Source organism: Tsukamurella pseudospumae, assembly GCF_001575205.1.
GTDB classification, from domain to species: domain Bacteria; phylum Actinomycetota; class Actinomycetes; order Mycobacteriales; family Mycobacteriaceae; genus Tsukamurella; species Tsukamurella pseudospumae.
The window spans coordinates 309,283-328,668 of sequence record NZ_LSRE01000002.1 but is presented as its reverse complement, the minus strand read 5'-3'; the positions used below and the strand labels follow the sequence as shown (position 1 = coordinate 328,668).

Here is a 19,386-nt window from a genome sequence, read left to right as displayed (position 1 = left end):
GCCGCGAAGACGAGATGGTGGAGATGAGCACGTCAACCGACCCCCGGGACACCAGCGCCATCGGGAAGAACCCGATCCGGCGGAACCCCACCGGGCAGCTGATCCGCGCCCTGATGGCCGTGGTCCAGACGCCCTTCGTACAGAACCGTGGCCTCCAGGGCCTGGTGAACCGCGTCGCCTATGAGGGCACGAGGACCGGGTTCAAGGCGCTGGGCGCCGCGAACCGCACCTTCAAGGTGGTCGCGGGCACCGGCAAGCCGAAGCGCCTCGGCTCGAGCAGCCGGTCCAACTACGACCTGACGCCGGACGACGAGCAGCAGATGATCGCCGACACGGTGAGGGACTTCGCCGCCGAGATCATCCGGCCCGCGGCGTTCGACGCCGACGCCGCCACCGAGGCCCCCGAGTCGCTGCTCGAGCGCGCCACCGAGCTCGGCATCACGATGATCAACGTGCCGGAGGAGCTCGACGGTGCCGGCTCCGAGCGCGGTGTGGTGACCAACGCCCTGGTGGCGGAGGCCCTCGCGCACGGCGACATGGGCCTGGCCCTGCCGATCCTCGCCCCGAGCGGCGTGGCCGTTGCGCTGGCGCAGTTCGGCTCGGACGGCCAGCAGCAGACCTACCTCAGGGAGTACGCGGGCGAGTCGGTGCCGCAGTCCTCCGTGGTCATCGCCGAGCCGGGTGCGCTGTTCAACCCGTTCGCACTGGGCACCAAGGCCACCCGCACCTCGGGCGGCTACGTCCTGAGCGGCGTGAAGTCGATGGTCCCGCAGGCGGGTTCGGCCGAACTGTTCGTCGTCGGCGCGGAGCTCGACGGTAAGCCCGCGCTGTTCATCGTGGAGTCCGGCACCGACGGCGTCATCGTCGAGGGCGATCCGAGCATGGGCCTGCGCGCCGCGTCGCTGGGCCGGCTCAACCTCAACAACGTCAAGGTCCCCTCGACCGCGCTGCTCGGCGAGGTCGATCTCGACACCGCCGCGCAGAACTACACCGACGTGGTGCGCCTGGCCCACCTCGGCTGGTCAGCACTGGCACTGGGCACCTCGCGTGCCGTGCTCGACTACGTCACCCCGTACGTCAAGGAGCGGGAAGCCTTCGGCGAGCCGATCGCGCACCGTCAGGCCGTGGCCTTCGCGGTCGCCGACATGGCGACCGAGATCGAGGGTCTCGAGCTGCTCGTGTGGCGCGGCGCCGCCCGCGCCGAGCAGGGCCTGTCCTTCGCCCGCGAGGCCGCGCTGGCGCGGAAGTTCGCCACCGACAAGGGCATGCGGATCGGGCTCGACGGCGTGCAGCTGCTCGGCGGGCACGGTTTCACCAAGGAGCACCCGGTGGAGCGCTGGTACCGCGATCTGCGCGCCGTGGGCATCGCCGAGGGCGTCGTCGTCCTCTAGACGACCTGAACTTCTGACACGAAAGAACCATCATGGCAATCAATCTGGAACTTCCCAAGAAGCTCAAGGCGTCGGCCGAGATGTCGCACCAGGGCGCGGCCGAGATCTTCCGCCCCATCTCGCGCAAGTACGACCTCGCCGAGCACGAGTACCCCAAGGAACTCGACACCATCGCGGCGCTCTACGACGGGCTCGCCGACGCGGGCCAGGCCCCGTCGGCCGCCTCGGGCGACCGGAAGAAGGGCGACGGCGAGGAGAAGCCCAAGCCCGCCGTGGACGTCACCGCGGGCAGCCGCAACGGCGGCACCATGGAGTCGATCATCAATGCGATCGAGATGTGCTGGGGCGATACGGGTCTGATGCTCGCGTTCCCGTACCAGGGCCTCGGCAACGCCGCCATCGCGGCGGTGGCGACCGACGAGCAGCTCGAGCGGTTCGGCAAGGTGTGGGCGTCGATGGCGATCACCGAGCCCTCCTTCGGTTCGGACTCGGCGGCGGTCACCGCCACCGCCGTGCGCGACGGCGACGAGTGGGTCCTCAACGGCACCAAGATCTTCGTGACGTCCGGTTCGCGCGCCGACCACATCGTGGTGTGGGCGACCGTGGACAAGAGCGCCGGCCGCGCCGCGATCAAGTCCTTCGTCGTGCCGCGCGAGCACCCGGGCGTCACCGTCGCCCGCCTCGAGCACAAGCTCGGCATCCGCGCGTCCGATACCGCGGAGATCCGCTTCGAGGACTGCCGCATCCCGTTCGAGAACATCCTGGGCAGCCCGGAAGTGAACGTGGAGAAGGGCTTCGCCGGGGTCATGCAGACCTTCGACAACACCCGCCCGCTGGTGGCCGCCATGGCCATCGGCTGCGCGCGCGCCTCGCTCGAGGAGCTGCGCACCGTCCTGGAGGACGCGGGGATCGTCATCGACTACGACGCACCCGTGAACACGCTGCCGCACGCGGCCGCCGAGTTCATCCGGCTCGAGTCCGATTGGGAGGCCGCGTACCAGCTCACGCTGAAGTCCGGCTGGATGGCGGACAACAAGCTGCCGAACTCGATGAACGCGTCGATGGCGAAGGCCAAGGCCGGCCGCGTCGGCTCGGACGTGACGCTCAAGGCGGTCGAATTGGCGGGCGCGCTGGGCTACTCGGAGCGGACGCTGCTCGAGAAGTGGGCCCGCGACTCGAAGATCCTCGACATCTTCGAGGGGACGCAGCAGATCCAGCAGCTGATCATCGCGCGTCGTCACCTGGACCTGACGAGCTCGCAGCTCAAGTAGACCAGGGGGAGGTTCGACGGGGCGTCGGCGCGGCACAGCCGCGGCGGCGCCCCGCTCGCGTCCGAGGGGGCGCACCGAATCGCGACGAAAGTCGTAGTCGTGCCGGACGGGAGCGCGACCTTCGGCGACTCCCCCACGCGATCCCCGATCGGTAGCGTGATCGCCATGGATTCGAGAGCGGTCGGCCCGCGCTGGCAGCGGTGGTGGACCGCTCCGCGGCTGCGCGACTGCCTCTGCGTGCTGCTGTCCACGCTGCTCGCCGTGACCACCGCCGTGGTCGAATGGCGCGCCGGCGGGACCACCCTGGGCTACGTCGTCCTCATCGTGGGACTGCTGGGATCACCTCTGCTGTGGTGGCGCCGGCGATGGCCCCTCGAGGTCACCGTCCTCGGCGGGATCCTCACCCTCGTCGTCGGCTTCCCGGGTGTCGCGCTCCTCGGCCTCTTCACGCTGGCGGTGCGGCGGCGCGACCGCGTCCTGGTGATCGCGACCGTCTTCACCGCGGCCTGCCTCGGCGTCCCGCATCCGTGGACGAGTACACCCTGGCGGCTCGCCGACACCCTCACGAGCGTCGCCTTCGCCGCAGCCTTCGCACTGTGGGGCTCCTACGTCGGCGCGCGGCGCGACCTCATCGAGTCGCTGCGCGAGCGCGCGGTACGCGCCGAGGCGGAGCGCGAACTCCGCACCGCGCAGGCACGCTCGGCCGAGCGCTCCCGCATCGCCCGCGAGATGCACGACGTGCTCGCGCATCGGGTCTCGTTGATCGCGCTGCAGGCCGGGGCGCTCGAGGTGAACACGGGCGCCGCGCCCGACGCCGTCGAACGCGCCGCCGCGGAGATCCGCACCACCGCGCACGAGACCCTCGAGGACCTGCGCGGCGTACTCGGCGTGCTCCGTGGTGCCGATGCCGAGCCGCTCGCACCACAGCCCGGCCTCGCCGACCTCGACCGCCTCGCGGAGCAGTCGTGCGTGGGCGGCACCGTCGTCGACCTGCGGGTCGGCGCCGACGCCATGGCGCCGCATGCGGTTCCGGAGACGCTGGGCCGCACTGCCTACCGCATCGTGCAGGAGAGCCTGACGAAGGTGCGCAAGCACGCGGGTGCCGCGTCCGTGCACGTCGCGGTACTGCTCGACGGCGAGATCCTGTCGGTCGAGGTCGTCAACGATCCCCCGCGGTCGCCCGTGGCGTCGCTGCCCGGGTCCGGCGCCGGACTCATCGGCCTCGCCGAACGGGTCGAGCTGGCGGGCGGCTGGATGACCGCCGCCCGCACAGGTCCGGGCGGCTGGCGCGTGTACGCCGAGCTCCCCGTCGAGCGGGGCTGATCCCTCACGGGCCGTGGCAGGATGGTCACGACCCCGGGAGGCCCTGTGATCCGCATCGTCATCATCGACGACGACCCACTGGTGCGGTCCGGGCTGCGCATGATCATCGAATCCGCCGACGACCTCGAGATCGTCGGCGAGGGCGGCGACGGCGACCGGGCGGTCGGGCTCGTGCGCGACCTGCGTCCGGATGTCGTGCTCATGGACATCCGCATGCCCGTGGTCGACGGCCTCGCCGCGACCGCCTTGGTACGGGCAGAGCCCGATCCACCGCAGGTCGTCGTGCTCACGACCTTCGACCTCGACGACTACGTGCTGCGCGCGCTCCAGGCGGGCGCGGCGGGATTCATGCTCAAGGACACTCCGCCGCGTCAGCTCCTCGACGGTGTCCGAGTGGTCGCCTCGGGCGAGGCCATGCTGTCACCGAGTGTGACCCGCAAGCTCATCGAGCGGTTCGCCCACGACCCACGGGAGGAGCACCGTCGGACCGCCCTCCGCAGGACCTCCGTCCTCACCGACCGGGAGCGTGAGGTCTTCCTCGGTGTCGCCGCCGGGAACTCCAACGCGCAGATAGGCCGCGACCTGTTCATGAGCGAGGCGACGGTCAAGACGCACGTGTCGCGGCTGCTGGACAAGCTCGACGCGGCCAACCGCGTGCAGCTCGCGATCCTCGCGCACGACGCGGGGCTGGCGCACTCGTAGCCGAGGCGCGACTACGACTTTCGTAGGGGGTGCCTCGCGACCCCGTACGACCATCGTCTACCGATCGGACATCGGTCGTCCCCAACACCTTTCGCAGACTATCGCGCGAGCGGGGCGATAGCCAGACTGGACGCATGGCATCGCTTCTCTACAAGGTCGGACGGTTCTGCTACCGGAAATGGTGGCTCGTCCTCGTGCTCTGGATCGTCGCGTTCCTCGCGATCGGGGCGGCGGGGTCGTCGCTGTCCAAGCCCTTCAAGGACGACTTCAACATTCCGGGCAGTCGCGCTGTCGAGGCGCAGAACGTGCTGCAGGAGAAGTTCCCGGAGACCGCGGGCACGCAGGCCCCCAGCGCCACCGTCGTGCTGCAGTCGACCAACGGGGAGCGGCTGGATCGGGGCGGCAACGCCGCCGCTGTCGAGGCGGTCGTCGCGAAGCTGCGCGCCGTACCGCAGCTGACCGCCGCCGAGAAGGCGGCGATCGGCAACCCGACCGCCGGCCCGGCCGCGGCCGAGAGCCTCAGCAGCGACGGAAGAGTGGCGCAGATCCACTTCTCCTTCAGCGCCGTGAAGGAGGTCTCGGAGGAGTCGAAGGAGGCGGTCGCCGCGGCGAAGCAGGCCGGCAGGGACGCGGGCCTGACCGTCGAGAGCGCGGGCGCCGCCAACGAGACCGAGACCGAGCCACCGGCGGAGCTCATCGGCATCGCGGTGGCGGTGATCGTCATGATCATCACCTTTGCCGCGCTGCTGGCCGCCCTGATGCCGTTGGGCGCGGCCCTGATCGGAATCGGCCTCTCGTCGTCGATCATCGCGATCGGCACCTCCTTCCTCACGCTCGGTACGTCCACCACCGGCCTGTCGATGATGATCGGCCTCGCGGTGGGTATCGACTACTCGCTGTTCGTGATCTCGCGCTACCGGCAGGAACTCACCAACACCGGCGACCGCTCGCACGCGGCGGGGCTCGCGGTCGGCACGGCGGGCAGCGCGGTCGTCTTCGCCGGCGCCACGGTGATCATCGCGCTCTGCGGCCTGTCGCTGACCGGAATGTCCTTCCTCACGCAGATGGGCCTCGGCGCCGCCGTCACCGTCGCACTCGCGGTGCTCGTGGCGCTGACGGTGCTCCCCGCCCTGCTGGGCCTGTTCAAGTCGACGGTGTTCAAGCCCCGCCTGCCGCTCCTGTGGACACCCGACCAGACGCACCGTCGCCCGCTGGGGCAGCGCATCGGCGACCTGCTGACGAGCAAGCCTTTGCCCTTCCTCGTGGGCGCGGTCGCGATCCTGGCCGTGTCCGCCATCCCGATCGGCAAGCTGGAGCTCGGCCTGGACTTCGCCGCACCGTCGGACAAGGCGGCCGTGCAGATCCAGAGCGAGGCGTTCGGTGCCGGCAAGTCCTCCCCGCTCGTCGCGGTCGTCGACACCCGGGGCAAGGGCGATCTCGCCGCGGCCACCAAGCGGTTCGCCGAGGAGGTGCGTGCTCTGCCCGGGATCGCGCACGACGGGGTGATAGGGCCGGTGCCCAACGCGGCCGGGGATGCGGCGCAGTTCGTCATCGTTCCCGAATCGGGCCCGTCCACGGCGCAGACAGCCACGCTGCTCGACGAGGTCCGGGACCGGGCCGACGCAGTAGGGCGGGCCACGTCGACCTATGTCGGGATCGGCGGCGCCGCGGCGATCAACGCGGACTTCTCCGAAGCACTGACCTCGAAGCTGCCCCTCTACCTGATCGTCGTGGTGGGGCTGGCGATCCTCTTGCTGATGATCGTCTTCCGGTCCGTGATCGTCCCGGTGATCGCCGCGCTCGGCTTCCTGCTCTCGATCGCCGCCACGTTCGGCGTCACCGTCGGGTTCTTCCAGGACGGGTGGCTCGGGTGGATCGCGCCCGAGGAGCGCGGGCCGATCCTGGTGTTCATGCCGATCTTCCTGATCGGCATCGTGTTCGGGCTCGCCATGGACTATCAGGTGTTCCTCGTCAGCCGCATGCGCGAGGAACACCACCACGGCGCCCCCGCGCTGGAGGCGATCCGCATCGGGTACCGCTCGGGGGCGCGGGTGGTGACCGCGGCGGCGATCATCATGATCTCCGTGTTCGCGGGCTTCACCCTGTCATCGATGACCTTCCTCAAGCTGATGGGCTTCTCCATGGCCGCGGCGATCGTGTTCGACGCCTTCCTGGTTCGGATGATCATCATGCCCACGGCCATGGCGGTCCTCGGGGAACGGGCCTGGTGGATGCCCCGCTGGCTCGACAAGGCGCTGCCGCGCATCGACGTCGAGGGCGACGGGCTCCGCGCGAGGTCGACACAGGGAGCGCTGCCGGATCAGCCGACGACCGATCCCGTTCCCGCCGTTCGGGCCCCGCTGACGCAGCTCGCACCTCCGCAGCGGACCGTACGGACGACGGCGCCGGCGCCCACGCCCGCACCGATGCGGATCCCGACGCCGCGCACCGTCGCACGTGGGACCGCGGAACTCTCCGAGCTCCGGGCGAGCAACCGCGCGCTCGTGGCCGAGCTGTCCGAGTTGCGATCGGACTACCGCTCCATCTCCGCCCACACCCGGCTGCGGGCCGAATCCATCACCGACCCGGTGCGATTCGAGATCGACTGCCGCATGGGCGACGCGCGGGCCGGCACCCTCCGCACCGCACACGGCACTATCGCGACCCCCGCGTTCGTTCCAGCCGCGCCGCTCGGCGCCGTCCCCGGCATCGCGCCGGCGACCGCCGGCGAAGCCGGAGTCCGTGCGGTCACCGTCGACGGATCACGGATGCGACTGCGCCCCGGGGCCGAACTGATCGAAGAGGCCGGCGGACTCGCCGCCTTCAGCGGATGGACCGTGCCTGTGTTCGTCGACGTCTCGGCACCTTCGTCGGACCCGGCGGACGCGATCGCGGCGGCGCACCGCCTGGGCGGCGCGATCGTGTTCGCACCGGTCGATCCGGGCGCAGCGCGACGCGCCCTCGCCGAACACAACTGGCTCACCGCGCTGCGCCGCGACGGAATGTCGCTGTGGGTGGGCGTTTCCGCCGGGCCGGGGCACTCCCGCATCGCGGTCCGGGAGGTCCTCGCCCGCCACGAGGAGGACGTCCTGTCGGGCGGGTTGGGGTTCGGCGGCTTTCGCATCGTCGACCTCGCGCCCGAACCGGGCGACGCACTGGGCGCGCTGCTCGCAGAGCTCGGCGACGCCCGGCCCCGTGTGCTCGCCGCGGCGCGCGGCCCCGAACAACTGCTGCACGCCGTCGACACGGGGGTCGATCTGGTGGAATCGACCGCGGCGCAGGACCTCGCAGCGCAGGGCGTCGCGCTGACCGCACGCGGCCCGATCGAGATCTCGTCCCCGCGATTCCGATCGGACCTTCGGGTCCTCGACCCGGAGGCCTCCGGCGAGGCCCCGGGCGCGGCATCGGATGCGGGCTGGATCCGGGCGTACGTGCACCACCTCTACCGGACCGACGCACCGTCGGCGGTGGCGATCACGACGCGGCACAACGTCCGGTTCCTCACCGACCTGGCCGCCGGTGCCCGGGCGGCGATCCTCGACGGCACGTTCACGCGGTTCCGGGACGGATTCCTCGAGCGGTACTGCTCCGGAGACCCGGCGCCCGGGATCACCGTCGACCGGCCCGGACCGATCGACGAGCCCGCGCGCCCCCGCGACGAGGACGTGGTGAGGACGACGCCGTAGGCGGCGTACGACAGGGTTCGGAACAGCGGCGGCGGTGACGGTCGGGAGGCCCGCACCGCCGTCGCGGCCGTACCGCACGAGTCCCGGGACAGCGCCCGAGCGCGGGTGCGTACACCGTTCCGTGACCTCGGATTCACGTGATCGGGACCACAATCGACCTGTGATTGCGGTCACTTTTCGCAGGTCATTGCCTATGCAAGCTATTGCTAGCGTTTCCCGCCATGACCTGGACTTACCGTCTTCACAGGCTACCGTGACCGAAGCGTTATCAAACCGCGACCGTCCCGAGGCGGGGGTGACACCGGCCCGATAGCGCCCTAGTGTTCATCTCGACCCGGTCACCGGGAACAAAACTGAATCCGCGAACCACCGCGTATGTGTGGGCCCGCCGCCGAAACGAGAGACTCTTCCTCGGGCGCCGGACGGCTTCCAGAGTGACGCACCACGTCGCCGAAGCCGGTTGAGCGATCTTCCTCAGCCCACTGCCGTGCCCGACAGAGAAGGCACGGTCCATGTCTTTCCCCGACACCTCCGCCCCAATCGGGCTGTGTCCTGGCATGCGCAACGGCGAAAGGAACCCCTTGAAGAACATCCGTAAGACCCTGGGCATGATGGCCGTCACCGGCGCGATCGTCGCCGCTCCCGTTGCCTTCGGCACCGGTGCTGCGAACGCCGGCAGCGTCAACTGGGACGCCATCGCCGCCTGCGAGTCGGGTGGCAACTGGAGCACCAACACCGGCAACGGCTACTACGGCGGGCTGCAGTTCAGCCAGTCCACCTGGAACGCCAACGGCGGCAGCGGCAGCCCGCACAACGCGTCGCGTGCCGAGCAGATCCGCGTGGCCGAGAACGTTCTCGCCTCGCAGGGCATCGGCGCGTGGCCGAGCTGCGGCGGCCGCGGCTAAGCTCGCACCCCGCTGTCATACGAACGCCTGTGGCGGTCGATCCCTCGTGGATCGGCCGCCACAGGCGTTCGCGGGTCCGGTCACCGCCGCCGCACACCGCGCGGTCTGCCAGAATCACGGGGTGTCAGTGCGCGTGCTCGTCCTCCTGACGGGCCTGTACTTCGCCCAGGGCCTGCCCTTCGGCTTCTTCACGCAGGCGATCCCGGTCCTGCTCCGGGACGCCGGCCTGTCACTGACCGCGATCAGCCTCACGTCCTTCCTCTACCTGCCCTGGGGCATCAAGTTCCTCTGGGCGCCCGCCGTCGACCGGATCGGTACCCGACGGCAATGGCTGCTCGCGACCCAGCTCGGGTCCGCCGGCGTCGCCTTCGCCCTCGCCGCCACCGACCTCGCCGGATCCCTGCGCTGGCTGTTCGTCGCGATCGCGGCGATCAACCTGCTCTCCGCGACCCAGGACATCGCGACCGACGGCCTGACGGTGCGCCTGCTCGGCCCCCGCGAGCGCGGCCTCGGCAACGGCATCCAGACCGGCGCGTACCGCCTCGGCATGATCGCCGGCGGCGGCGGACTGCTCTGGATCTACGCGGACGGCGGCTGGCGGGTCCTCCTGCTCACCCTGGGCGGCCTGATCCTGCTGTGCACGGTCCCCGTCGCGTTCCTGGCTCACGAGACACCGCCCGACGGTCCGCCGTCCACCGCCCCGCCCGGGCCTCCAGGAGGGCTGAGCACCGCCTGGTGGCACCGTCTGCGCCGTCCCGGGGTGATCGCGCTGATCGCGCTCCTGGCGGCCTACAAGTTCGGCAACGCGATGGTCTCCGCGATCGCGGGCCCCTTCCTGCACGACACGGGTCTGAACCTCAAGGAGATCGCGCTGGTGAGCGGCGCGCTCAGCTCGGCCGGTGCGCTGGTGGGCTCGGCCCTCGGCGGCTGGTGGGCCTTCCGCTACGGGCGGCGCGCCGCACTGATCGGCGGCGGTGTGTCGCAGACCGTCGCGATCGGGCTGTACGTCGCGGCGGCGATCGGCCTGGGCGGTTTCCCGATGGTCGTGGCCGCGAACCTCACCGAGCACGTCTTCGGCGGCGCCGCGACCGTGGCGCTGTTCACGCTCATGATGGACGCCAGCGAGCACGAGCACGCGGGCGCCGACTACACACTCCTGGCCTGCGCGGTGGTGGCCGCACAGGGAGCGGCCGGCTTCGCCGGCGGGGTGTCCGGCGATCTCCTGGGCTATGCGGCGACCTTCGGGATCGGCATGGCGCTGTCCGGCATCGGCTGCTGGGTGTTCGTCCGGGCCCTGGATCGGGGCAGCGGGCCGCGGTCACTCACGACCTGGTCGCGGAATCCGGCTCCCACACCATGAGTTCATCCGCCGCCCGGAAACCGTTGCGGTGGAACAGTCCGGCGGCCATGTCACTCGGTGCGACCACGAGGCGGCGGTAGCCGCGCGTGCGCGCCTCCTGCTGTACCGCGTCGATCAGCGCGCGGCCGTATCCCTCCCGCCGCACCGCCGGGAACACGAACAGATGGCCGACATAGCCCCAGGAACTGGAATCGGCACCGGGCGTGGGCATCCGCCGGTACTCGTGCAACGAGATCATGCCCGAGACGCCGCCGCCCGTGAGCGAGTACTCACCCGCGAGGAACACCGTGCGACGGTCGTACTCCCACCACTCGCGGATCCGGTCCGTGAGGGTGTCGTCGTCGGGTGCGGGGCCGTCGCCCGACGTGGCCGTCCACGCGGTGCGCAGGGCCGCCACGATCGGTGCGTCGCGGGCGGGGTCACCGATCCGGACGTCCATGGCACCACCCTACGGTCGGCGCCGTATGCACGTGTGGAGGATTCTGCCCGCCCAGCGGGAAGAATCCTCCACAGCGCAAGCGAGGATCAGGCCGCGACGGGAGCCTTCGGCGCGTCGGCCCCGGCGGCGTTGCGGGCCGCGAGCTCGCCGATCGAATCCGCCGACTCCAGCACCGCGTCGCGCCGGTACTGCACGAAGGAGTAGGCGAAGGCCGCGATCCAGCCCGCCACGACGAGGACGTACACCGCGCGCTGCACACCGGGGTCCAGGGCCAGGGCGCTCTTACCCATGAGGGTGCGCGCGTTGGTGAGCACGATCAGGCCGCCCACCGAGGCGCCGAGCAGCCGCGGCGGGAAGTGCCGCACCAGCCACGCCGCGATCGGTGCGGCGATCACGCCGCCCAGTAGGATCGCGCCGGCGTAGCCGAAGTTCACGCCCTCGCCACCGAGCTTGGCCAGGAAGCCGAGCGAGGCGGCGAGCGCGACGAGGAACTCGCTGGTGTCGATCGTGCCGACCACCTTGCGGGGCTCCATCCGGCCCGATGCCAGCAGCGCCGGCGTCCCGACGGGGCCCCAGCCGCCGCCTCCGGTGGCGTCGACGAAGCCGCCGAACAGGCCCAGCGGCGCGAGGAACCGCGACGCGAGCGGCTTGCCGAGATTCTTGGTGTCGATGCCGCGGAAGGTGAAGCGCAACAACACGTACAGGCCCAGCAGGAGCAGGATCACGGCCATCAGCGGCTTGGCGATCTCCGTCGACAGGTTGGACAACACCGTCGCCCCGGCGAACGCGCCGATCGCGCCCGGAACGCCGATGCGCCGCACCACCTTCCAGTCGACATTGCCGAACCGCCAGTGCGAGGCGCCGGACACGGCGCTGGTACCGATCTCGGCGAGGTGGATCGTCGCGCTGATCGCGGCGGGCGAGAGCGTCGTGAGAGCGACCAGGAAGGTCGTCGCGGTGACGCCGAAGGCCATGCCGAGACTCCCGTCGACGAGCTGACCGAGCAGCCCGACGAAGGCGACGATGACGAGGGTGGGCATGTGTACTCCTGTGTCCGCGCCGGACGAGCGGACTCGTCCGGGTATGCCGCACCACTCTGCCGACCGCGTCACACAACCGGAACCGTCCCACTCATCATGATCGGAACCCTGATAGCGTCCGATTCGCCCGGATCCGCCGTTGTAGAAGGACGACAGACATGCGCAAGCCCCTCGCCGGCCTCGCCGCCGCAGCGGCCGCCACCGTGATCGCCGGCACCGTCGCGGCCCCGATGGCCTCCGCCGCGATCGAGCTCAACGGACACGATCAGGTCCGTACCCTGGCGTGCAACGACGACGTGAAGCTCATCGGCTCGGACAACTCGATCGTGTTCACGTCGAACTGCAAGCGGGTCGAGGTCAGCGGCCACGACAACACCCTCACCTTCCGCGATGTGACGAGCCTGAAGCTGATCGGCAGCGGCAACTCGATCAAGCTCGGATCGGCGTCGTCCGTCGATGTGAGCGGTCACGACAACACGATCACCTGCAGCGGCGCCCGCAAGCCCACTGTGAAGTCGATCGGCGCGGACAACTCGTACCAGTGCTGACGCCGCGGACGCGGGGCCGCTAGGCCCCGGAGGCCCGCTCGCCGAGGAGGAACCACGTCGTCTGGTCCGGCTTGCCCTTGACCGCGATGACGCCGCGTTCCTCGAACGCGAACCCCCCCACCAACCGCTCGTGCACTGACGCCGTGACCTGTATCCGGCCGACTACGCCGGTCGACTCCATCCGGGACGCGACGTTGACCGCGTCGCCCCAGACGTCGAAGAAGAACTTCTTCGACCCGACGATCCCGGCCACCACGGGACCGTCGGCGAGCCCGATCCGCAGCGGCGTCGCCCTGCCGTCGGCGTTCGGCACACCGGCCGCAGCACCCTGCAGCGCGATCGCGAACCGGGCGAGCTGCTGGAGATGATCGGGGCGCGGCTCGGGCACCCCGCTGACCACCATGTAGGAGTCGCCCGTGGTCTTGACCTTCTCGAGGCCGTGTCGCTCCACGAGCGCGTCGAGGGTCGTGTACAGCCGGTCGAGGTACCGCACCACGTCCGCTGGCGCGGTGTGACTGGACATCTCCGTGAACCCGGCGATGTCGGCGAACAGCACCGACGCGTCGTCGTAGGAGTCCGCGACCTCCGCGTGGTCCGGCTGCTTGAGCCGCTCCGCGACGGAGCGCGGCAGGATGTTGTTCAGCAGGGCGTCCGACCGGCGCAGTTCCTCGGCGAGAGCCGTCTCCGCACGCTCGATCTGGAACAGCCCGGAACCGACGATCGCCACGGCCAGACACGCGGCCACGATCACGTTGACGACGAATCCGGTGGCGGCGAACCAGTGCGGCACGAGGCCCGTGTCGTCGGGCACGGTGAAGTGCAGGTAGATCACGGCGCCGAGGCACACGACCACGACCACGGCAGAGGCGAAGAGCCGCCGCACACCCACGATCATCGGGATCCCCACCGCCATGACCAGGTAGTAGTACAGCAGTCCGACGCCCTCGCCGAGGAGTGTGCACAGGCTCCAGAGCGTGATCACGGCGACGACGAAGAAGCTCGTCGGGGGCGCCCACGGCCCGAAGCGACGCAGGGTCGGGGCGACCGCCAGTGCCGCACCGGAAACGAGGTTGACGAGCGACACCTCGTGCGGACCGCCGAAGGCGAACCCGACCACGGCGAACCCGAAGCTCACCACCGCGGCGGCGTATGCGGCGATCGACACCAGACGGAGACCGCGGCGGTCCCGCTCGGAGATCGGCCGCTCGTCGTACCCTCCCGCGGCGCACCACGCCCGGAAATCAGCGCTGGTCGGCACACGCCGAGCGTAGCCAGGTCGTGCCGCCCACGGCGCCGATCCGCACGGATGGCCGTAGCTCCGCCGAGCCCGCGGTCGGCGCCTACGCTCGCGGCACTGACTACGTGCGACCGGTCGAGGTCGGAGCTGTGGAGCGTCGAGGCCATCGCGAACGTGGACTGGGTGAGAGACGACGCTGCCCGCGCCGATCACCGTGTTCCGGCCGATCGAGACGCCGGGGCAGACGATGACGCCGCCGCCGAACCAGACGTTGTCGCCGATCGTGATCTGCGCGCCGTAGTCGCACTGGAACCGCGGCGTGATCCACGAACCCTCGCCGATTCCACCCAGCAGCTCCTGGAGGATCTGAGAGCGCTGCGCGTCGTCGTCCGTGACGGTCGCCGTCCACGCCCCGACGATACCGACGACGTCAGGCGAGCCCGGGAATGCGAAAGGCCCCCGGATTTCTCCGGGGGCCTTCGACCTTTGTAGCGGGGACAGGATTTGAACCTGCGACCTCTGGGTTATGAGCCCAGCGAGCTACCGAGCTGCTCCACCCCGCGTCGGTGTGAACACAACGTTACTGGAAGGCTGTCGCGATATGCAAATCGATTGAACGTGACGTGAGTCTCCCGGGCCGGACGGGCATCGTCGAACCCGGCCCGGGAGCGGAGATCACTTGCCGCCCCGCGCCTTCGACTCGGCGTCCTGCAGCTTGGTGACGGCGTCACCGAGCTGCTTCATCGCGGTGCCGACGGCGACCTGGTCACCGGAGCGCTGCGCGGACAGCACCGCGCCCCAGGCGTCGCCGACGGCCTTCACCGCAGCCTGGACGTCCGGGGTGTCGCCGCTGGGCGTGGCGGGCGGCTGGGCGCCGTTGCCGGGCTGCGTGGGCGTGGGCACCGTCTGTCCCTGCGTGGGGCCCGAGACGCCCGTCGCAGCGGTGGCGAGCGCCGCATCGACGCCCCGGTAGCCGGCGTCGGACAGCGACGCCGCGACCGTCGTCCGGTACCCCGCGCCACCCGTGACCGGATTCAGGCTGAGCACCTTGATCAGCTTCGGCGCCGTGTTCCCACCTTGGCCCTGGGCGTACATCGGCCACACATAGGTCAGCCCGCCGTTCGCCAGGCTGATCGCCTGCAGGTTGCCGAACTTGGGGCTCAGCGCCTGGATGTTCGCCTTGTCGTTCGCCACCGACTGGGAGCCAGTGATCAGGTCAACCGCCCACACCGGGCCCGGTGTCTGCCTGCCGGGCAGCCCGCGGACGTCGCGCACCACGAGCCGGCCCGCATCCTCACCGTCCGACGCCACCGACACGTAGGCCGCCATGTACGCCTGATCCTTCTGCTGCAGGATCGACGACAGCTGGAACCGCGCCGCGCCGCCGCCCGGGGACGCCGCCACCGAGTAGTACGGGGACTGGAGGCCGTCCTTGTCGGGCGTCTCCTTCGGCGCCGCGGCGATCTGCCACAGGTCGTTCTGCTGCCGGAAGGTGTTCGAGTCCGTCGTGTGGTACTTCTGCAGCAGGAAGCGCTGGACCTCGAACAGGTCCTGCGGGTACCGGAACTGCTGAGCCACCTCGGCGGGCACCGCACTCTTCGGCTCGACCACGCCGGGGAACACGTTCTTCCACGCGTTGAGCACGGGGTCCTTCTCGTCGACCTGGTACAGGTGCACCGTGCCGTCGTACGCGTCGACGGTGGCCTTGACCGAGTTGCGGATGTAGCCCACCTTCTCGTCCACCTGACGACGCTGGGCCTGCTGCCCCGCCACCGCCTGCTGCCTGCTGCCGGTGGCGTCCGAGAGCGAGGTCTGCTGCGCGTACGGGTACTTCGGCAGCGTGGTGTAGCCGTCGACGACCCACAGGATGCGACCGGTGCGCGAGTCGACCATCGGGTAGGTCTTGGTGTCGACCGTGAGGAACGGGGCGAGCTGCTTGACCCGGTCCCGGGGATCGCGCTGGTAGATGATCTTCGAGTCCGGCCCGATGTTCCCGTTGAGCAGGATGTTGCGCTCGGTGAACTTGATCGCGTACGCGAGACGCGTGAACCAGTTGCCGATCCCGACGCCGCCGGAGCCCTCGTAGCGCGAGCGCTCCGAATCACTGTCGAGTTCGCGCGCATCGCCCGTGCTCCCCACGACCGAGTAGAAATCGGGGTCGGAGCCGATGATCTCGCCGAAGTAGATGCGCGGCTGCGAGACGGTGGCCTTGCCCGCGACGCCGTTGCGGGTGATCACGGGCTGACCACCCGCATTGGCGTTGGCGACCGCGTCCTTACCGCTCTCGCTGACGACCTGGTCGACCTGTCCGGCGGGGGCGGTGAGCAGCCCGTTGCCGTGCGTGTAGACCATGTGCCGCGAGGTCCAGTCCGCCGGCGTCTCGGCCGGATTCAACTCGATCGGCGCCAGGAGGACGTTGGTGAGATTGCCGCCCACGTCGTAGCGGTCGACGGACAGCTGGTCGGTGAGCTTGTAGTAGTCCTTGAGCTTGCCGAAGTTGGCGAACGCCGGCGAGACCACGTTCGGGTCGAGCAGGCGCACGTTCTGCAACGACGGTGCGTCCTTGGCCGTGAGGGTCTGCAGAGCCTCGGGAGTGACCTTCGCATCGGCGGTCTCGTACTTCGCGTTCGCGAGGCCGTACGCGTCCCGGGTGGCCGCGATGTTCCGTGCGATGTAGGGCAGTTCCTTCTCCGCGTTGGGGCCCACGGAGAAGGTCTGGATCGCGGTGGGCCACCCGACGCCGACGACCAGCGACGAGAACAGCATGAGCACCGTCGCGATGGCGGGCACCCGCAGGTCGCGCAGGACGATGCCGAAGAAGAAGGCCGCGGCGCAGATGATCGCGATGCCCGTCAGGATCGCCTTCGCCGGGAGCATCGCGTGGATGTCGGTGTAGTTGGCGCCGGTGAACATCGGCGAGCGGTTCGAGTAGACGAGCGCGTACCGGTCGAACCAGTAGGCCACAGCCTTGGTCAGCAGGAACACGCCGGCGATCGCGGCGAGCTGGATCCGAGCGCCGCGCGAGAGCGAGCCGTCGCGGCCGGCGAGCCGGATCCCGCCGAACACGTAGTGCGAGACGAGGTTCGCCAGGAACATCAGGATCAGGCCCGCGAACAGGAAGCCCAGCACGAATTCGATGAAGGGCAGAGTGAACGCGTAGAAGCCGATGTCCATGCCGAACTCGGCGTCGGTGCTGCCGAAGGGCTGCCGATTGAAGAAGAGAAGCACCTGCTGCCACGACGCCTGCCCGAAGATGCCCGCGATCAGGCCGATGAGCACCGCCGGCACGATCGCGAAGGTCTTCAGCCTGCTCGTGACGACGGCGCGGTAGCGGACCACGGGATCGTCGGTGGGTGAGGGCAGGAACGCCGGCCGTACCCGGTACGCCAGCCACATCCCGGCGAACGTGAACAGGGCCAGGATCAGGCCCGTCACCACGAACAGCCCGAGACGAGAGAGCAGGACGGTGCGCAGCACTCCCGCGTGTCCCAGCGAGCCGAACCACAGGAACGCGGTGTACACGTCCACCACGCGCGGCCCGACGAGAAGCAGAGCCAGGAGGCCCACGGCGACTGCGATGAGGATCTTTGCCCGGCGGGACAGTGAGGGGATGCCCGCGGCACGAGGTGTCGTCACGACAACCACTGTACGGATTGCCCGAGATCGGACTCGCCCGTGCTCACCGACGTGTGCAGCGACGACGCGGGGGATGCGATCATGGGCCCGTGAGCTACGACGAGCCCGAGCAGGTCTTCGACGAGGCGGCCCTGGGCCGCGCCGCCCGCGAGGCGATCGAATTCGTGGAACCCCAGGGCTGGGGCCAGCCGCCCCAGCTATTCGGTCTCGTCCCCACCTCCCTGCTGGCCACCAGCCAGCCGGACTGGGCCGACATCCTCGACGACGGTGCCTCGCTCACCGTGATCGAGCAGGAGCCGCTGCCCGGCGATCCGCGGGGCGGCAGCACCGAGCTGAACCACGTTCTCGCGACCACCACCTGGCCCGACGAGATCGTCGGCTGCGCGCTCGTGCAGGAGATCATCGTGCTCCCGCCCAACGCGGAGGCCGACCTCGACGGCGCCCTCGAGCCGCACCTCGCCGACGTCGATGCCGCGGACCGGGCCGGCCGCGAGGCCGCGGAGAACCACCCGGAGCGCAAGGTCGCGCGGATGGTGGCGGCGGTCCTGCGCGACGGCCACCGCATCACTCTGCTGTCCTTGCAGCCCGAGGACGCGGACGATCCCTTCGCCGATACCGAGTTGCTGCGCGCGGATCAGCTCGCGCCGGGACTCGTCCAGGGCCTGCTCGCCACCTTCGACGAGGACTAGAACGGCACCGTCGGGCACGACGGGCCGGCGCCCGTCAGCACGACGGTGCGGGGCGCCCCTCGCGCACATCGGCGAGCGCCCTGACGGCACCGTCGAGGTTCTCGACCTTGACCAGTTGCAGGCCCTTCGGCGGGTCGTTCTTGGCCTCCGAGCAGTTGCGCGCGGGCACCAGGAAGACGGAGGCACCGTCGCGCTTGGCGCCCTGGAGCTTGTGCGCGATGCCGCCGATCGGCCCGACGTCGCCGGTCGCGGTGATCTCGCCGGTTCCCGCGACGTTCCTCCCGCCCGTGAGGTCGCCGGGCTCGACGAGGTCGATGATGCCGAGCGTGAGCATGAGGCCCGCGGAGGGACCGCCGACCTGCTGCACCCCGAACCCGATGCGGATCTTCGGATCGGCGGGCACCTGCCCGACGGAAATGCCCAGCTTGGGCTTGCCGTCCGAGTCCCGCAGCGCGACGGGGACCTGCGCGGTCCCGTCGGCGCGGCGCACCGCCACCGTCACCGTATCGCCCTGCTTCTTACCCGCGATGGCCTTGGCCACCTGGTCGGCAGCGGTGACGGGCGCACCGTCGACGGACTCCAGGACGTCGCCCTCGCGCAGCTTGCCCTCCGACGGTCCGCCCGTGCTCAACCCGACGACGCCGATCGCCGTGGGGATCTTGAGGTAGTGCAACGCAGCGATCGTGGCCGCCGACTCGGAACCGGTGAACTGCTCGCGGTTGCCCTCCTCGATCTGCTCGCGCGTGGCGCCCGGCTGGTAGTACGCGTCGCGGGGCGCGATCTGATCGCCGGAGACCCACTTCGCGAGGGCACCGTAGAGGTTGAGGCCGTCGGTCACCGAGATGGTGGTGAACCGCAGCTGACCGGCCGGCTGGTGCACCGGCAGTCCGTCGATCGTGATGACCCTACGGGCCTGCGGCTTGCCGTCCTTGTCCTTCTCGGTGTACGTGGTCAGGGTGTCGGCCGTGTCGCCCGGGCCGACGGCCACGTAGGGCACCGTCACGACCATGGCGAGCAGCGCCAGCACCACCAGGGGCAGCAGTGCGGCGAGTACGGTCGTGATCCTGCGTTCCGTCACGGGCCACAGCGTAGTCGTCGCCCGGCGCACGGCTGTTCGCCCAGAGCGTGACGGACGCGGCGGACGCGCCCCGACCGGGGC

Annotated in this window: 14 protein-coding genes, 1 tRNA gene and 1 pseudogene; 9 read left to right on the top strand and 7 right to left on the bottom strand. The window is 70.2% G+C overall.

Features of this window, described 5'->3' with window-relative positions:
- The first annotated feature begins 14 nt into the window (after nucleotides 1-14).
- From AXK61_RS03780 to AXK61_RS03750, 7 genes are all read left to right on the top strand, one after another.
- Complete coding sequence (locus tag AXK61_RS03780) at nucleotides 15-1,391, top strand: acyl-CoA dehydrogenase family protein (protein ID WP_197466737.1); 1,377 nt, start codon at nucleotides 15-17, stop codon at nucleotides 1,389-1,391.
- 32 nt (nucleotides 1,392-1,423) lie between these two features.
- Nucleotides 1,424-2,662, top strand: coding sequence for an acyl-CoA dehydrogenase family protein (locus tag AXK61_RS03775; protein WP_068571728.1), 1,239 nt, complete (start codon nucleotides 1,424-1,426; stop codon nucleotides 2,660-2,662).
- Between the two features lie 165 nt (nucleotides 2,663-2,827).
- Complete coding sequence (locus AXK61_RS03770) at nucleotides 2,828-3,985, top strand: sensor histidine kinase (protein ID WP_068743913.1); 1,158 nt, start codon at nucleotides 2,828-2,830, stop codon at nucleotides 3,983-3,985.
- A 45-nt stretch (nucleotides 3,986-4,030) separates the two neighbouring features.
- Entirely contained in the window at nucleotides 4,031-4,687 is a 657-nt protein-coding gene (locus AXK61_RS03765; protein ID WP_068571730.1) for a response regulator, read from the top strand.
- Nucleotides 4,688-4,821: 134 nt separating this feature from the next.
- Nucleotides 4,822-8,373: a tRNA-guanine transglycosylase gene (locus tag AXK61_RS03760; RefSeq protein WP_068743861.1), complete on the top strand. Its 3,552-nt coding sequence runs from the start codon at nucleotides 4,822-4,824 to the stop codon at nucleotides 8,371-8,373.
- A 581-nt stretch (nucleotides 8,374-8,954) separates the two neighbouring features.
- Entirely contained in the window at nucleotides 8,955-9,278 is a 324-nt protein-coding gene (locus AXK61_RS03755; protein ID WP_068571732.1) for a transglycosylase family protein, read from the top strand.
- 121 nt (nucleotides 9,279-9,399) lie between these two features.
- Nucleotides 9,400-10,638 carry an MFS transporter gene (locus tag AXK61_RS03750; protein WP_068743911.1) on the top strand — a complete coding sequence of 413 codons (1,239 nt, stop codon included), beginning with the start codon at nucleotides 9,400-9,402 and terminating at the stop codon, nucleotides 10,636-10,638.
- Here AXK61_RS03750 and AXK61_RS03745 read toward each other — a convergent pair.
- Entirely contained in the window at nucleotides 10,601-11,077 is a 477-nt protein-coding gene (locus AXK61_RS03745) for a GNAT family N-acetyltransferase (protein ID WP_068743859.1), read from the bottom strand. The genes AXK61_RS03750 and AXK61_RS03745 overlap by 38 nt on opposite strands.
- A gap of 86 nt (nucleotides 11,078-11,163) precedes the next feature.
- Nucleotides 11,164-12,117, bottom strand: coding sequence for a sulfite exporter TauE/SafE family protein (locus AXK61_RS03740; RefSeq protein ID WP_068743858.1), 954 nt, complete (start codon nucleotides 12,115-12,117; stop codon nucleotides 11,164-11,166).
- Between the two features lie 158 nt (nucleotides 12,118-12,275).
- Between AXK61_RS03740 and AXK61_RS03735 the strand changes: the two genes are divergently transcribed.
- Nucleotides 12,276-12,665, top strand: a complete 390-nt coding sequence (locus AXK61_RS03735; protein WP_068743856.1) for a DUF3060 domain-containing protein — start codon at nucleotides 12,276-12,278, stop codon at nucleotides 12,663-12,665.
- A gap of 19 nt (nucleotides 12,666-12,684) precedes the next feature.
- Here AXK61_RS03735 and AXK61_RS03730 read toward each other — a convergent pair whose 3' ends face one another.
- The 4 genes and pseudogenes from AXK61_RS03730 to AXK61_RS03720 all read right to left on the bottom strand — a co-directional run bounded on the left by AXK61_RS03730 (nucleotide 12,685) and on the right by AXK61_RS03720 (nucleotide 17,538).
- On the bottom strand, nucleotides 12,685-13,923 hold the full coding sequence (locus AXK61_RS03730; RefSeq protein ID WP_231855413.1) for an adenylate/guanylate cyclase domain-containing protein: 1,239 nt from the start codon (nucleotides 13,921-13,923) through the stop codon (nucleotides 12,685-12,687).
- 177 nt (nucleotides 13,924-14,100) lie between these two features.
- Nucleotides 14,101-14,184, bottom strand: a pseudogene (locus AXK61_RS26035) (sugar O-acetyltransferase); the annotation flags it as partial.
- 207 nt (nucleotides 14,185-14,391) lie between these two features.
- Nucleotides 14,392-14,465 (bottom strand) — tRNA-Met (locus AXK61_RS03725).
- A gap of 112 nt (nucleotides 14,466-14,577) precedes the next feature.
- Nucleotides 14,578-17,538 (bottom strand): UPF0182 family membrane protein, encoded by a 2,961-nt coding sequence (locus AXK61_RS03720; RefSeq protein ID WP_068743854.1) that lies wholly within the window; start codon nucleotides 17,536-17,538, stop codon nucleotides 14,578-14,580.
- Between the two features lie 89 nt (nucleotides 17,539-17,627).
- Between AXK61_RS03720 and AXK61_RS03715 the strand changes: the two genes are divergently transcribed.
- Nucleotides 17,628-18,227 (top strand): PPA1309 family protein, encoded by a 600-nt coding sequence (locus AXK61_RS03715; protein WP_068571885.1) that lies wholly within the window; start codon nucleotides 17,628-17,630, stop codon nucleotides 18,225-18,227.
- 34 nt (nucleotides 18,228-18,261) lie between these two features.
- On the opposite strand, the gene AXK61_RS03710 is transcribed toward AXK61_RS03715, so the two are convergent.
- Complete coding sequence (locus AXK61_RS03710; protein ID WP_082789197.1) at nucleotides 18,262-19,305, bottom strand: YlbL family protein; 1,044 nt, start codon at nucleotides 19,303-19,305, stop codon at nucleotides 18,262-18,264.
- Nucleotides 19,306-19,386: the final 81 nt, after the last annotated feature.

Excerpts from the sequence above, each read along its gene's own strand:
- AXK61_RS03770 (WP_068743913.1), top strand. The coding sequence starts at position 2,828 with ATGGATTCGAGAGCGGTCGGCCCGCGCTGGCAGCGGTGGTGGACCGCT.
- AXK61_RS03760 (WP_068743861.1), top strand. The coding sequence starts at position 4,822 with ATGGCATCGCTTCTCTACAAGGTCGGACGGTTCTGCTACCGGAAATGG.
- AXK61_RS03740 (WP_068743858.1), bottom strand. The coding sequence starts at position 12,117 with ATGCCCACCCTCGTCATCGTCGCCTTCGTCGGGCTGCTCGGTCAGCTC.
- AXK61_RS03735 (WP_068743856.1), top strand. The coding sequence starts at position 12,276 with ATGCGCAAGCCCCTCGCCGGCCTCGCCGCCGCAGCGGCCGCCACCGTG.
- AXK61_RS03745 (WP_068743859.1), bottom strand. The coding sequence starts at position 11,077 with ATGGACGTCCGGATCGGTGACCCCGCCCGCGACGCACCGATCGTGGCG.
- AXK61_RS03775 (WP_068571728.1), top strand. The coding sequence starts at position 1,424 with ATGGCAATCAATCTGGAACTTCCCAAGAAGCTCAAGGCGTCGGCCGAG.
- AXK61_RS03780 (WP_197466737.1), top strand. The coding sequence starts at position 15 with ATGGTGGAGATGAGCACGTCAACCGACCCCCGGGACACCAGCGCCATC.